Origin of the sequence: uncultured Prevotella sp. (assembly GCF_946407605.1) — a bacterium.
Classification (GTDB): domain Bacteria; phylum Bacteroidota; class Bacteroidia; order Bacteroidales; family Bacteroidaceae; genus Prevotella.
The window spans coordinates 27,922-42,799 of the sequence record NZ_CAMJOS010000021.1; the positions used below are offsets into that span (position 1 = coordinate 27,922).

Consider the following 14,878-nt stretch of genomic DNA (forward strand, 5'->3'; position numbering starts at 1 on the left):
GAATGCAGCAACACAGAATAATATGGGTAGATTGGATGAAAGTTCTTGGTATGTATTTCATCATTGCCGGGCACTTTTTTCCGACTGGTTATACTTTCATATATATCTTTAGTGTACCCTTTTTCTTTCTTTTGTCTGGATTTCTATGCAAAAAAGAAGATGACAATTCAACATTTGCAAGAAAGATCGTTTACAATTATGTTATTCCTCTTTTCCTAATAAGAACCATTATGTATTTCTGGGAGTACATCACTTTCTCTGGTGAGTTTCTCAGTATTTTCCAGTATTGGCTTTATTTATTCAAAGGATATCAAAATTGTAATGGTACGTGTTGGTTTATTTATACACTAATCTTACTAAGAATTATTTTTCAATATCTCCCCCAAAAACTGCACATTCTATTATTTGTAGTATTTTCGATTGCTGCCATATGGCTAAATTATCATAATATCCATAAAAACAATGCAATCATTAATCTTACAGTTGCTTATCAACCTTTTTATTTAGGATTCATTCTTCAACGATACAAACAACATATTATTTCCTATAAACCTTCAACAAAGATACTATTATGCATGTTTACTTATGGTATTTTATCTGTTGGTATATGTGGCAAAATTAATGGTAATGTTTGGCTATATATTAATGGATATGGAAATTATTTTCTTTTTTATCTATGGGGTATTATCAATGGTACTATCTTTATTTATAGTATGTCAATGATTATAAACAAATTGTGTCAACAAATAAATAATATCATCTACACACTTTCTATAGGTAATATTATAACACTTGGTTTCCATACCATTTTTGTTTTTCTATTTAATAAATATCTTCCTCAAAACCATTTCATTGAATACTTCTGGAGCCTTATAATAATATTATTATTTATCCCGATAATAAGATGTTGTCAATTTTATTTTCCTCTACTCTTAGGTATTTACAAACGACCTCAGAAGTGATAAATCTTGGTTAAATACGCTTAATTATGCAAAAAAGTGTTTTATATTAGTTTATAGCATCTCATTTTTTTATAATTTTGCATTTAAGATAATTGATAATAATCCAGTTATGAGAATAATCTGTGATGCCCCAGGCCAAACGTGTAATAGACTATGGACTTATGTATCTTCTGTTGCGCAGTGTATTGCAAAAAAGAAGAGAATGATAATAATATTTTATGACTGGACTATAGAAGATTTTCCAAATCTACTTCATTGTCCATTTATTTATTTTCCACTTTGGCACAAATGGTATTTGGAGCATGGAAATGGATGGAATAATTATAAAGGCTTGTCATGGAAAATAACTCATAATGCTACATGGGATAAGATTTTTCGTTTCTTCGGATTTACAAAAGGATGGTCAACTCGTACAGACACTCGCTACATTCAACAAACACTGCCTGAATTAAAACGAATTTTCCGTCCTAAAGATGAAATTATGCAGAAGGCGGAATGTATGCTATCAGAAATGCATCAGGCCGCAGACCTGATTATTGGTGTACATATTCGCCGAGGTGACTATGCTACATGGCACAATGGTCGTTTCTTCTACAGTTTGAAGGACTACCATCAGTTTATGCTGCGCATTATGCAATTATACAAAGATAGAAAAGTGAGCTTCTTTATCAGTTCCAATGAAGATTTCCCACTAATTATATTTGAAGGCTGCAACTGTCGCCGCTTTGACAAAGAGCCTTCTGGTGCGGTTTTGGATCTTTATACGTTAAGTTTATGCGATAGAATCATCGGTCCATATAGTAGTTATAGCCGCTGGGCTTCATTCATTGGGGAAGTTCCTCTTTGTTTCATAGAAACAAATAAACAACAGTTTACTGAAGATAGCTTTTCAAAGATTGTTGACTTCTTCCATTTCGAGAACGGCAAAGAAATTTTCGATTGGTAGCCTATGAAGATAGCCATTCTCACATCCGGTATAATGCCCGTACCTGCAGTACAGGGAGGGGCTGTAGAGACGTTAATAGATTTCTACCTATCTTACAACGACCATCATCGGCTGCACGACATAACAGTATTTAGCGTATGGAATCCTGATGTAGAGCAGCATCAGGCATTACGTTCCACTGTCAACCATTACGTCTATATCAAGACAAATGGATGTTTGGCCATTCTCAAAAAGAGGGTATTTCAATTGACACATGTTCAAGAGTACTACCACCATTCTATGGCATACTATCTGCACGAAGCTATAAAGCAGATTCACATAAAGAACTACGACCTCATCATTATTGAGAATCGACCAGGATATGTGCTCACGTTAAACAAACAACTTATTAATCCCACATGTATCTTACATCTTCACAACGACTTCCTCAACATTGAGACTCAGAATGCACCAACTATTTTTCAGGGATATGGTCGAATCATTTGCATTTCCAATTTCATCACTGCCAAGGTTAACCAAATAGCTCCAAAGCATGCTAAAGCCATAACTGTTCACAATGCCATTGACACAAAGTTGTTCTATGGGGCTAAGTCCGCTAAACGTGAAGCTATTGGTTTCTCTGAAGATGATTTCGTATTGGTCTATAGTGGTCGTTTGAACGAAGAGAAAGGTATTCTACCACTTGTAAAAGCTGTAAAGCAGTTAGCAAAAAGTAAAATAAAACTTCTCATTATTGGAGATAGCAACTATGGAATGGACAAGCACCCCACCCCATTCGTAGATCGACTCCATCAAGAGGTTGAGTTCATAAAAGACCAAATTGTATTCACAGGCTTCATCGACTACAGCCAAATACCATCATATTTAAAAATGGCCGATATTGCTGTCATTCCATCAATGTGGGACGAGCCATTTGGCCTAACCGTAGTAGAAGCAATGGCAGCAGGACTACCACTCATCACAACACGTAGTGGAGGCATTCCTGAAATCTGCGAAGGTGTAGCTACAATTGTTGATAGAGACAACATAGTTGAGAATCTGGCAAATGCGATCCTTGAACTCTATGAAAACCCGGAAAAGCGAGAGGCTATGGCAATAATATCTTTGAAGCATTCCAAGTTCTTTGACAAAGAAAGATATGCAGAAGAGTTCTATAGGGCATTAGAAACCATGTAATAAACAACACCATTGCCCTTACTTTGCTTTTTGAATAACACCCTCAAAGATTATAATAGAATTTGTCTACTAAATAATATAAGAAAATAAGTAGTGATAATGGAAAAGAATATCAATACTCATTGGGAGTTTATTGACATAACAAAAGGGGTTAGTATATTATTGGTCATACTAAGCCACGCCTATTCACCTCTAATGAGTTGGGCAAGCGCCTTTTTTATTCCTGTATTTTTTGTAACTAGCGGATATTGTTCTAGAAACCGTGTAAATGTCAAAAAGAAGTTTTTGACATTAATAATTCCATATATTGTTTTTACTTGTATCCTTTTTATTATATATTGGACATTCCAACCAGTTAATTTCTTAGGAGCCATTTATTCACGATGGTGTTTATATCCTATTGACTCTACCGGTAATGTGTATTTATTACGATCTGGAAATGGACCTCTTTGGTTTTTAACATCAATGTTCATATCTTTCCTAATATGGAGTGTTATTCAAAGAAGCAAAAGGCAATTTATACTATTAGGAATGTGTCTATTAATTAGTTATACATTAACATTTCTTCCTATATTACTACCATGGAGTATAGATACTGCGTTTTTTCTCGCCATATTCATTGCCGTTGGTGAAAAAATAAAGAAATTCTCAATCTTGGATAAATTTAATGTTTATTTTTTATTATTTTTCGTATGTGTTTATATCATTCTATCATATATATGTGGAGAGGTTAATCTTTCTGTAAGAGAATATGGGACATCTATATTTATCTTATTCCCTACAGCGATAATAGGAAGCATTTTATTGTTGAAGATTTCATATTATTTAGAACAAACCATAATTGGTCATATCTTTGCAAAAATCGGAAAACATTCTTTACCAATATTTTGCCTTCATATCCCATTATTAGATATATGGAGCTCGTTTTTTGAGTCTTTTATGCCCAATCTGAACCCTATGATAGTAGGTATAGTAACAACAATTATCATTCTTATTTGCGTTTATCCTTTTGCAGTTTTTATTAATACGTATATCCTCCCCACTTTTATTTCTGTTATATCTATATCATATAAAAAATAACCATATATCGCCTGTCATGAGGTGAGGGCACCGTCATAGTTGGTAACGCGGCCGCCAGTTAGGGACAGAGAAATGGCGTAAGAGATGAAGAAACGAACGAAAAGATAAGTTCATAAACTAATAATTAGCTATATTATTTAGCTTTTAAAGATAGTTTATGAACCTTTAAAGTCAAATAAAAGTGGAAACATTATGGAGCCTAGATCCATATTGCAGTAAAGTCATGGCAAAAAGCACATCCAATGAGGAGCAGTATAATAGAATAGAGCCATTTTGTTTCCAAAAATCACCATATTTGCAGATTTTTGGAAACAAAACCAATCTTTTTGAGGAAAAAGTGAGAGAAATGACTATATCGCCGCCTTAATTCCCTCCAGCAGATCCTGATGGACGACGCCATTGGTGGCGATGACGCTATCGCCAGTCATGAAGTGAGGAGCGCCGTCGTAGTTGGTGACACAGCCGCCGGCCTCCTTGACGAAAAAGATCGAAAAATATCAAATTTAAGAGTTCACAAACTAATTTTTAGATAAAATATTTGGCGTTTAAAGATAGTTTATGTACCTTTGTGGCCAAAACAAAGTAATTATGGATATAAAAGCAACGCCTACGGTGCAAATAATACAAGCATTAGGCAAAAGATTCAAGGAGTATCGGATTGCAGCAAGAATGACACAAAAAGAAGTCGCTGAGCAATCTGGGGTAAGTCTTCTGACCATCAGAAGGTTTGAACAGGGCTATTCTTATGACATCAAACTAGGCAATCTTATAGCACTTTTGAAGGCTATTGACTTTGCTGATGGTATAGCCGATATCCTCCCAGTATTTCCTGTCTCGCCGTATGCACTGGCCAGGCAAGAAGCAAGTAAACCAAAAAGAGTAAGACATGGACAACAACATTAAAGTAACGATATGGGGTAAAGAAGTTGGGCGACTCACATGGGATGCAAGTAGAAAACGTTCCATCTTTGAGTATGCGCCGAGTTTTCTCAAAGGAGAACTTGACATTGCCCCTTTGACTGCATCAATTCACGACCGCAGGAGCAGACTACCCTTCTACGGTGAAGCAAACAATGGAGTTTTTTATGGCCTTCCAGCTTTCATCAGCGACAGTCTTCCCGGGAAATGGGGAGACACTGTTTTCTCAGCATGGGCCTCGGCTAACAATCTTAACGAAGATAATCTGACTGCCGTTGACAAGCTATCCTTCATTGGCAAACGAGGAATGGGCGCTTTGGAATTTGAGCCTTCACAGGAAATTGGGTCAGGCGAAATGAGTCTGGAACTCGATCAACTTTATCGCAAGGCTCAGGAGATTCTTGAAAAAAGAGAAGAAACTGTTATTGCCGGAAAAGACATCACTCTGGAAAATTTATATGAGGTTGGCACATCGGCTGGCGGACAGCATACTAAAGCCGTCATTGCACGGAACAACAAAACCGGAGAGATACGTTCAGGCCAAATCATGCTACCTCCTGATTATACTTATTATCTGCTAAAATTCGCAGAGAAAGACTATTATCCACTTACCAAGGTGGAAATGGTTTACTATAAACTTGCGACAATGGCAGGAATCACAATGATGCCATCGGAATTGATTCCAATTGATGGCGACGAGCATTTCCTCACACAACGATATGACAGGAAGGATGGCAAAAAGATTCACACACAAACGCTTGCAGCCATGAATCCTAATGCCAGGAACTACGAGGATTTGATGACAGTCTTGGACAGGCTCAACATTCCATACAAGGAGAAAGAGGAAACTTTCAGGCGTACTGTATTCAACATACTTGCTACTAATGTTGATGCACATATTCGCAATTTCTCTTTCATGATGGAGGAAGGTGGAGCTTGGCACATAACACCAGCATACGACTTAACATTCTCGTGCTTCAATCCCGGAAACAAGTTTGATCCTGCCCACTATCTGAGAATTGGAGGAAAGACCGTTGATATCGGATACGATGACTTGGTTGAGTTTGGAAGGAAATTCAGCATTGCCAATCCGAATGAGATTATTCAAAGTACTGCCGAGACTGTTGCACAGTTCCGTCCTCTAGCCAAAGATATTGGCGTGGACAGTTATTGGATTGACAAGATTGAGGAACATTTTGCAGAAATGTCGCCAAAGATTCTCTCAATGCTCAACGGCTATAAGCCTCTCTTCTTCGACTACATCATCGAAGAAAAAGGAATTACCGTCAAGAACCTTCACTGGACAGAAATGGGGAATGGAGCCATGCGTCTTGAAGCAGAACTAAATGGCACGCCTTTCAGAGCTACTTTTGCCAAGAAATCGAAGGAATATCCTGCCATCATGGAAAATGGCGGTATTAAGATGCCCTTTGAGAAGCAGAAAGAATATGTTGAGAGGTTATTCCTACCAAAAATGAACTTTTAAAACCACTTCATTTAGACCCAGCCGCCTTAATTCCTTCCAGCAGATCCTGATGGACGACGCCATTGGTGGCGACGACGCTATCGCCTGTCATGAAGTGAGGGGCGCCGTCGTAGTTGGTGACACAGCCGCCGGCCTCCTTGACGATGAGGGCGCCAGCCATATAGTCCCACTGGCCGATGTAGCGCTCGGCATAGGCGTCGAGACGACCAGCGGCGACGTAACAGAGGGCCATAGCAGCGGAACCAATCATGCGGATGCTGCCGACATTGCCGTAGAAATGGGCGATGAGACGGGTGATGACGGGCTTGTAGGCGTCGCTGTTGTAGGGCAGCTGCAGACAGAGCAGGGCGTCGCCGATGCTGCTATTTCCGACGTAAATCGGCGTGCCGTTCATCCAAGCGCCACCGTCTTTCCAGGCATAGAAGCACTCGTCGGCACAGATGTCATAGACCACGCCGACCAGAATCTCGTTGCCGCCAATCAGGGCTATTGAGACGGCATAAGGGGCGAAGCCGTGAATGAAATTGGTGGTGCCGTCGAGCGGATCGACCACCCAGAGCATCTGCTCGTCGCTATGCGAAGCCAGTCCTTCTTCGGTAATGAAACCGGCCTCGGGCAACAGCTCTCGCAGGGCCTTGACGATACGCTCTTCCGACCCTTTGTCGACATACGACACATAGTCGTGGGCGTGCTTCCGCTCTACCCTATTTATATTAAAGTTCGCGCGTTCCTCTTTTATATAAGCGCCCGCCTGCCGAGCCACCTCGCACACGCAGCGGGTCAGTTCTTTTAAATCCTTCATATCTCGTTTTTTTATAATTAGCCAACATGTTTCGTTATTTTACTACAACTTTCTTCACGGCCTTGCCTTGACGCAACAGATAGATGCCAGGTCGCAGGCCGTCTGTCTTCGTGCCACAATAGCGGCCTGAAAGGGTAAACACCTGATAGTTTTTCGACATATCAAACGCTACATCAGCAATGCCGTTGGGAACAAAAGTATAATTCAGTTTTTTGTCCATCCAGGCGATGCGCTCCTTCATATAAGTGCGCACATTTTCCACCTCAGCCTGATAACTACCCCAAACTCTCGGATTCTGATGCACCTTCTGATTCATGATAGGCCAGCGGAGGAAGTTCAGTTCCTGGGATTGCTGCAAAGCGTTTTCCAAAGAGTCGATAAATGCCACCATATACTCCTCGGTCAATTCGCCTTGACGCGCCTCATCCCAAATCTCCACCAGTTGTGATTTGGCATTGGCATCACTCACCACAATCTTATCCACAAAGCTACGCATATTGCCTGCACAACTTCCACCACTTCTATAGATGTAGTCTCTCTTGTTGTTGACAGGATAGGTGCGGTCGTCGTTGTTAAACGCCAAGTCAAAGTCCCAAACAGGACCAGTGTACATCGTATCATTATCGCGCTCTTTATACATAAACACGCTCCAATAGGTATCGGTGTTGCCCGACAACTCACCTACGAGGAAATGACGCAGGAAACTGTTAAGGTCCAGATAGGTCTTCCATTGGCTCTCCATTTTATTAAAATAGGTCTTGATATAGGCCTTCTGCTTAGTCGTTATGCTGTCCTCGTCTGGCGATTTGATGGTGACGGGATTGCCTTTATTTGAGGTGAACCACGACTTTTCCTGGTCGGCATAGGCATCAATCTCCACGAAATAGCCACCAGTCAAAGCTGAGCCCTCATTGTCCTGAGGGGTCATTTCGGTGATATTGACGCGATGCTTGTTGATATTCACCTGATCACACAACTGATAACAGCCTTTGTATTCACCGTTTAGCATCACATCGACAGCTGTTCCAAATGGTGTGTATGTCATGCCTAACCGACGACTCAACTCAAAGGCTAACAGGTTGCGCATCAGCGTTTTATCACCATAATTGTTTATCAGCGTCCACTTCTTGGCCTTGGCAGGTGCGTCAAGCACGCGCTGTTTCTTGTCAAACTTGATGCGATAAGGTTTCTTGGGGGTAGTGCGCGAAAAGTTACCCCTCTCACGTGTCGTTCCTGACTCAGAGAGCAACTTGGTGCCATTATCAGAAATAATGGTCAGTTGCGACACAATCTGATGTATTTTATCATAAGGAATCTCGTTGTCAAGTGTATGAATGCTGACGGTGGGCAGGTTCGTCAACTGATACAGGCTACTATCGTTACCCTCGCCCTGATAGCCATAAAACTCCAACTCGGCAATATTGCATCGAGCATCCGAAGGACCCACATACCTGACATAACGGAAGCCACGAGAACAACTGACGTCGGCATATGACATCTGACCAATCTTTCCTTTCTCCGTAATAATATAAATAGGCAGGGCATCCATAAAATCCTCACGATTGGCTCCCTCAAAGACGCCAAGCTGTACACGTTTCTCACCTTGTCCATCGTTTCGAGGCGACCACCCCACCCTTGTGATGACATGAGGTTCGCCCAAATCCAATCCGGCCCAGGTGTAACTCCTTTCCCATGACGCAAAATAGGTATTCAAATCGCCGTCAAAAGCATCCTTACAAGTATTGACAGTTGTTGATTTGCGAGAAGTATTATAGTCCACCGTTTCCTTGGTGCCTATCACCGTTCCTGTCAACTTCCCATCGGCAAAGGTTGTCTGGCTTATTGTAATCAGACAGAGTATGCTGAATATTTTCTTAATCATAATCTAAATCCTTACAGGCTCTTATAGAAAGCCAAATAGCGTTTGAAGACCTCTTCCTCGCTAAAACGAGACACATTCTTATAGGCCGCACGCCCCATCTGCTGACGCAGGTCAGGATGCTCGATGAGATAGTTGATTTTGTCAGCAAGGTCGTCGGTATCACCATTCTTGACCAGCAGGCCATCCTGTCCATCGGCAATGATGCTGCGAGGCCCATTATCGCAATCGAAAGAGACGGCAGGAATACCACACGACATCGCCTCGATAAGTATCAGGCCGAAGGACTCCCAACGCGAGGAGCAGACCAGGAAATCACTATTCAGATACTCGGTATAGATATCGGTTGTAGAAGGATGGAGAGTAACATTTTTCAAGTTGAGAGTTGAGAGTTGAGAGTTGAGAGCGGCTTTTTCCTGACCATCTCCAAAGATGTCCAGACGCCAGTCGGGATGAGCTTCCTCTACCCTCTTCCAAGCTTTTAGCAAAAGATCCTGGCCTTTCTGATAGTCCAAGCGACCAACAGCGATGACACGTTTCTTCTCTGCGGAGAGGTCAGCAGGCAAATGTGGACGATAAGGCAGGCAATTGGGTATGGACACCGTTTTAATATATGGGCCCCAGCTCTTGGCGTCATCTGGCGTCAGAGCCATGAGTGCATCGAATCGAGAAACGGCAAGTTTCAATCTGGCAATATCCTTCTCGGCTACCAATTTCCGGAATATCTTATTTGTGCGCTGTACCTGCATCTGATGATCAATCATACCAGTATGTGCTTCGATGATTAATTTCTCTGAGGTATGGGCATGATAAAGCGCATTCATCTCATGAGCATCTTTATCCGTGCAGACCACAATACCAGGTTTCTCTTTCTTCAAGAAAGCCCTCAAAGCATCTTTCAACTGTCGACGAAGACTTAACTTTCTAAAATAGCGCATAGGATAAGGCAACTTATAGGCAGGATATTGCCTAACCCCTAAATCCACACATCGCACATTAGGCGACAGAGAATATGGGAAGGGCTGCCCGTTTTGCTCATAGGTCAGCAGCACCACATCACAGCCATACTGCTCAACCAGCAGATTGGCTTTCATGGCCAGCATTCGTTCGATGCCGCCCTTACAGACATTGGCGTGATGTAGGAAAACTATCTTCATAGATTTAAGATTGGAGGTTTGAGATTTCGTCAACAACATGTTGCATTTGAACCTTCCACGAGAGATGCTCCACCGTCTGGCGAATCTCCTGTGGGGTCATACTAAGCCGTTCCTCGAACGCCACGATACGAGAAACATCAATGGGCGACTCATCGGCCGGAGCCTTCAGCACATAGGGCTGATGGTCGAAGTCGCTGTCATTCTCAGAATATATAAAAGGAATACCTCGACTGGCATATTCGCGATTCTTCAGTGTCTTGATATCGCTGATACCACTACGATGACGGGCCAGACTGCCTACTGCAAAGTTCGACTGCGCAAAGACAGCATTGAGGGCATCGCCAAAGAGCTGGTCGTGGAAGATAACCTTATCTTCGATACCATATTTCTTAATAAGCTCAGAAAAGCCTGGCGCATGTTCATCGTCATACATCTCTGACTTCCAGACGCCACCAACGATGTGGAAATAAACTTCCTTCCACTTTCCACCATCCACTTTCCACTTTTTATAGTATTCGCCGAGTCCTGCAATAAGACGGTCATATCCGTGCCAGTAGTGCACCTCAGCGACACCAATCAAATGCAGTTCTTTCGCAGTATCCACACGCTGATGCAGCGGCATGCTGTCCAAGTCAACACCATTACTAATCCGAATGGTGCGTTGACCGAATATCTGCTCTTGATTGGTAAAGGTGACGATGGCCTCTAACTGACGAGCCAACCCCTTGCGGAACATCTGGTCTATTCGCAACTGAAGACGCTCTGTACGAGAGAAGCCTTCAAACTCCTGATCGTAAGGATAGGTAGGTATCTCCATCAACGCCTTGATACCAGCCTTCTTCAGTTTGCCAAAGAAACGGTTGAGCCAAGGATTTGCATTCTGGAAGCAGCGGGCATAGACCATCTGAATGTCTTTTGCCACACAATAACGATATATAGCACCGTAATTGATACGCTGGCGAAGACCGGCCATTTTACCTGTACCAAAATCCTCTATGACAGATGGAGAAGGATGGATGGAAGATGAAGTGTGGACCTCTACAAGGCGCTGCCAATGGCCGTTGTCACCTTGGTCATAATAGCATAGATGCACCTCATGACCATTCTGTTGAAGGCCCTTCACCTGATAGCGAATCTTCTTCGAGATACCGCTCACCTCAGAGAAACCGTGATATATCAGAAACAGTATCTTCATCCCTTTCGCTCGTGCAATTTTAGTTTGACAAGTATCGACACCCACAGTCTGTACCACGCCCAACGGTTCTGTTTATAGTCTGTGGCATAGATGTACTTTCCGTTAAATCGGGCGATGTTCAACTGGTGACCACCATCGCGGAATATCGCATTGTGAGGCAACACATTCTGGCTAAAAAGTCGCTCCCCATACTCAGTCTCATTGAGTTTCGTAATCTCCATCAACGACACATTGTCACCATAATCAGCATGACAATCCTGAGTGACTCGCAACAACCGTCCGTCATAATCAATCAGCGAGCCGCCATTTCGTCCGAACTCATTGCTGGTACAAATCGGCGAACAGGGATGCTTGATGAATTCACCTGTCAAGAGATTATCGTTTACATATAACTCCTGGTAATACATCCAGTCTTTTTGATAAGACGTAAACAGGTAATAGGTTTTCTTTCCACACTCCTCTTTCCCCTTTCCTCTTATAAATAAATGGCTGTCGTTCAAGTTATAATGGATGCCGTCCTTACGCTCCTGACGCAGCAAAGTTCGCACCTTCGAGAAGGAGGTCAACTCATCATTATCGGCACGGAACAGATGAATCGCATCACTCTCCTGAGACTCGGGCACCATATAAACCACACCATCATCCTCGAAGACGTATGGGAACGAGAGATGGAATGGTTGTTTCAGTACAACGACCGGTTCTGTCCAAGTCGTCAAGTCTTTGGTTTTCACCATCGCAATGACACCTGAATCATCCCAATGCTGAAGCTCATAGAAGAGATAGAGCGTATCATCTTTGACAAACAGGAACGAGTCTGCCTGATAGAGCAAAGGCTTTGGTTTCCACAGCCCTTTGATGTCACGCTTATAGACCAAGTGCTGCTCGTCAAACTGCTCAAGCGTCAGTTTATCGTTGGCAAAGACTGCAACGGCAAAAGCACCTTCTTTTCTAAATAACTTGGAAAGCATGACAACTATTTTATTTATTAATACTTAATAATAAATTATGATTATTGTTCGAATTCCCACCTAATACAAATTTATATTTCTCATCCCCTCGAGTAAAGTCCACGACATGAACACTTCCTTCTTCTATTGTCCATTTAATGAAGCCATACATCAACAACATACCCGGAGAGTAACGTGCATAATTCAAATCTGTGCCTGCAGACATCACCCTAACACAATGTCCATCAGAATCATATGCATAATGAAAAAAAGCACGCACATTACCCTCTTCATCTTTAGCTGTCATCACTTTACTATTGGAATAAGTCAAAATAGGAGCAAACCGAGGAAAATGATATAACAGCTTATTTACGAATCTGTATTTATACTTTCTCAGAGATGACACTTTAGCATATTTCTCTGACAATTTAGATTCTCTTATTTCCAAACAGCGGTTTTTATCAACTTCCATATCATCAAAGTTGAAAACAAGATTTCTTCCATCTTTTAAAAGACGGTTATTTGCTGTTCTTAGATTTTGCCGTGCATTCTTGCTTAATAAGCTCTGATAACCTTCTAACGAGGAAGGAACATCTAACGACACACAGGGTTCACTCAAATCTTCTATATTTATATGATTTGAATGGATAATATACTGATAAAAATCTGTCGATTCTCGAATATGTTCAAACAAACAGTTTCTAACATTATATTTCTTTATTATATCTGCAATCAGATAATCAAAAGCATTCCCATCAAATTGACGATAAATACAATTAAGATAATCGCTATAGCTATCACGCCCTAAAAGATATATTCCTTTTTTATTTAGGAATCGAAAAGAGTGTTTTACTATCCATAGAGGTGCAATCATGCACGGATGGTTATCGCATGAGACTACTGCAAAAACTGAAATATAATTATTCGTATCTTCTGGAATATAACAGTCCAAAAGCATATTATACCAATCATATGACTGGAACAAAGTCATATCCCTCCCATTCTCTAACGTTTTCCATATATCTTTTATATCATATAAACGTTTAGAAGGAATATAATCAACCGAATAATTCATATATTGACTTTCAATCTTTACGTGTTAACATTTATGCCATCATTCAATCTATACAACGGAACCTCCAGTTGGAGTTCAGCGTATCATTGAACACAGCTATCAGCTCCGACTTGTCAACATACTCTCCATTGCGAGCCGAGCGGAATCCTGCATTTCCAATATTGATATAAGCACTCATGTTCCCTATTTTTTTGCAAAGATAAAGTATTTCTACCAAATCTCCAACATTCCTCTTCATTTATTTGAAGAAATAGGTATATAATTCAACTATTATTTGTACCTTTGCCCGAAATAACTCAATAAATCAATGTCTAAAGACATCAAATTCAGCGTTACGATACCTGCTTTCAAGGACAAGTATCTGAAAGAAACCATTGACAGCATTCTGGCACAGACGTACCAGAACTATGAGGTGGTTATTGTCAACGATGCCTCTCCTTACGACCTTGACAGCATCGTCCATCACTACAGCGATCCACGCATCCGCTATTTCAAGAACGAAAAGAATTGCGGCGCCAAGGATGTGGTGGACAACTGGAACATCTGCCTGAGTCATGCTACTGGCGAATACCTGATTTGCATGGGCGATGATGACAACCTGACGCCTCATTGTCTGCAGGACTTTGCCGACCTCATCGAGAAATATCCTGATTTAGATTTATATCATGCCCGAAGCGAGGTTATTGATGATGACTCTAACTTCGTTTGCGTATTGGAAGAACGCCCCGAATGGGAGTCAGTCTATTCACTCATGTATAATCCTCGCAACACCCATTTGGGCGACTGGCTTTTCAAAACAGAAACGCTAAGAAAGAACGGAGGATTCTTTAAGCTCCCCTATGGTTGGCAGAGCGATGATATCAGCGCTTTCATTGCTGCCGCCAGTCATGGTGTTGCCAACACCAAAGAACCAGGATTCCAATATCGTGGCAACGGTCTATCTATCAGCCACGACATGAAAAGTATCGAAGACAAGATTGAAGCTGTTCGCTATTCTATCCAATGGCGACTACAGTTCATCGCTGACAAAGAGCCTACTAATGCAGAAGACATCAAGCTAAAGCAACTCATCAGCCAAAGCGCATTACAATCTGGTAATCAAGATATTGACGATATGATAGAGTTTGATATCAGAAAGAATTTCTGGAGTCGTAGTTGGTTCTGGCTGTGGCACAAAGGGAAGCATGGGATATCCACAAAGCGCTATCTTCGCTGCGTATTGAAGTCTTTAAATTATCTTATAAGAAGATAAGTA

The 14,878-nt window shown here is 41.5% G+C and carries 14 protein-coding genes; 7 read left to right on the plus strand and 7 right to left on the minus strand.

The genetic code is table 11. The features are described 5' to 3' along the window. Nucleotides 1-2: 2 nt before the first annotated feature. The 6 genes from Q0R57_RS14750 (at nt 3) to Q0R57_RS09760 (ending at nt 6,568) form a co-directional block, all read left to right on the plus strand. The gene (locus tag Q0R57_RS14750) at nt 3-962 is read left to right on the plus strand and encodes an acyltransferase family protein (RefSeq protein ID WP_366516844.1); all 960 of its coding nucleotides are present in this window, start codon (nt 3-5) and stop codon (nt 960-962) included. 202 nt (nt 963-1,164) lie between these two features. Beyond that, nucleotides 1,165-1,908 (plus strand): alpha-1,2-fucosyltransferase, encoded by a 744-nt coding sequence (locus Q0R57_RS09740; RefSeq protein WP_294746740.1) that lies wholly within the window; start codon nt 1,165-1,167, stop codon nt 1,906-1,908. Nucleotides 1,909-1,911: 3 nt separating this feature from the next. After that, nucleotides 1,912-3,084: a glycosyltransferase family 4 protein gene (locus Q0R57_RS09745; RefSeq protein WP_294746741.1), complete on the plus strand. Its 1,173-nt coding sequence runs from the start codon at nt 1,912-1,914 to the stop codon at nt 3,082-3,084. A gap of 99 nt (nt 3,085-3,183) precedes the next feature. Beyond that, a complete protein-coding gene (locus tag Q0R57_RS09750; protein ID WP_294746744.1) occupies nt 3,184-4,164 on the plus strand; it encodes an acyltransferase family protein in 981 nt (326 codons plus the stop codon). Nucleotides 4,165-4,752: 588 nt separating this feature from the next. Further along, entirely contained in the window at nt 4,753-5,067 is a 315-nt protein-coding gene (locus Q0R57_RS09755; RefSeq protein WP_294746746.1) for a helix-turn-helix transcriptional regulator, read from the plus strand. Then, nucleotides 5,051-6,568, plus strand: coding sequence for a type II toxin-antitoxin system HipA family toxin (locus Q0R57_RS09760; protein ID WP_294746749.1), 1,518 nt, complete (start codon nt 5,051-5,053; stop codon nt 6,566-6,568). Before Q0R57_RS09755 ends, Q0R57_RS09760 begins: the two co-directional genes overlap by 17 nt. A gap of 7 nt (nt 6,569-6,575) precedes the next feature. Here the strand turns inward: Q0R57_RS09760 and Q0R57_RS09765 are convergent, their stop codons facing one another. From Q0R57_RS09765 to Q0R57_RS09795, 7 genes are read right to left on the minus strand one after another with little or no spacing between them, the layout of a single operon-like run. Further along, a complete protein-coding gene (locus tag Q0R57_RS09765) occupies nt 6,576-7,370 on the minus strand; it encodes an inositol monophosphatase family protein (RefSeq protein WP_294746752.1) in 795 nt (264 codons plus the stop codon). Between the two features lie 34 nt (nt 7,371-7,404). Then, on the minus strand, nt 7,405-9,252 hold the full coding sequence (locus tag Q0R57_RS09770) for a CotH kinase family protein (protein ID WP_294746755.1): 1,848 nt from the start codon (nt 9,250-9,252) through the stop codon (nt 7,405-7,407). A gap of 11 nt (nt 9,253-9,263) precedes the next feature. After that, nucleotides 9,264-10,406, minus strand: a complete 1,143-nt coding sequence (locus Q0R57_RS09775) for a glycosyltransferase family 4 protein (protein WP_294746758.1) — start codon at nt 10,404-10,406, stop codon at nt 9,264-9,266. 4 nt (nt 10,407-10,410) lie between these two features. Next, entirely contained in the window at nt 10,411-11,601 is a 1,191-nt protein-coding gene (locus Q0R57_RS09780) for a glycosyltransferase family 1 protein (RefSeq protein WP_294746762.1), read from the minus strand. After that, nucleotides 11,598-12,569 (minus strand): hypothetical protein, encoded by a 972-nt coding sequence (locus tag Q0R57_RS09785; RefSeq protein ID WP_294746765.1) that lies wholly within the window; start codon nt 12,567-12,569, stop codon nt 11,598-11,600. Before Q0R57_RS09785 ends, Q0R57_RS09780 begins: the two co-directional genes overlap by 4 nt. Nucleotides 12,570-12,579: 10 nt before the next feature. Further along, a complete protein-coding gene (locus Q0R57_RS09790; RefSeq protein WP_294746768.1) occupies nt 12,580-13,623 on the minus strand; it encodes a GNAT family N-acetyltransferase in 1,044 nt (347 codons plus the stop codon). Nucleotides 13,624-13,666: 43 nt separating this feature from the next. Beyond that, the gene (locus Q0R57_RS09795; RefSeq protein WP_294746771.1) at nt 13,667-13,801 is read right to left on the minus strand and encodes a hypothetical protein; all 135 of its coding nucleotides are present in this window, start codon (nt 13,799-13,801) and stop codon (nt 13,667-13,669) included. A 129-nt stretch (nt 13,802-13,930) separates the two neighbouring features. On the opposite strand from Q0R57_RS09795, the gene Q0R57_RS09800 reads away from it, so the two are divergent. After that, nucleotides 13,931-14,875, plus strand: coding sequence for a glycosyltransferase (locus Q0R57_RS09800; protein ID WP_294746773.1), 945 nt, complete (start codon nt 13,931-13,933; stop codon nt 14,873-14,875). Nucleotides 14,876-14,878 lie beyond the last annotated feature (3 nt).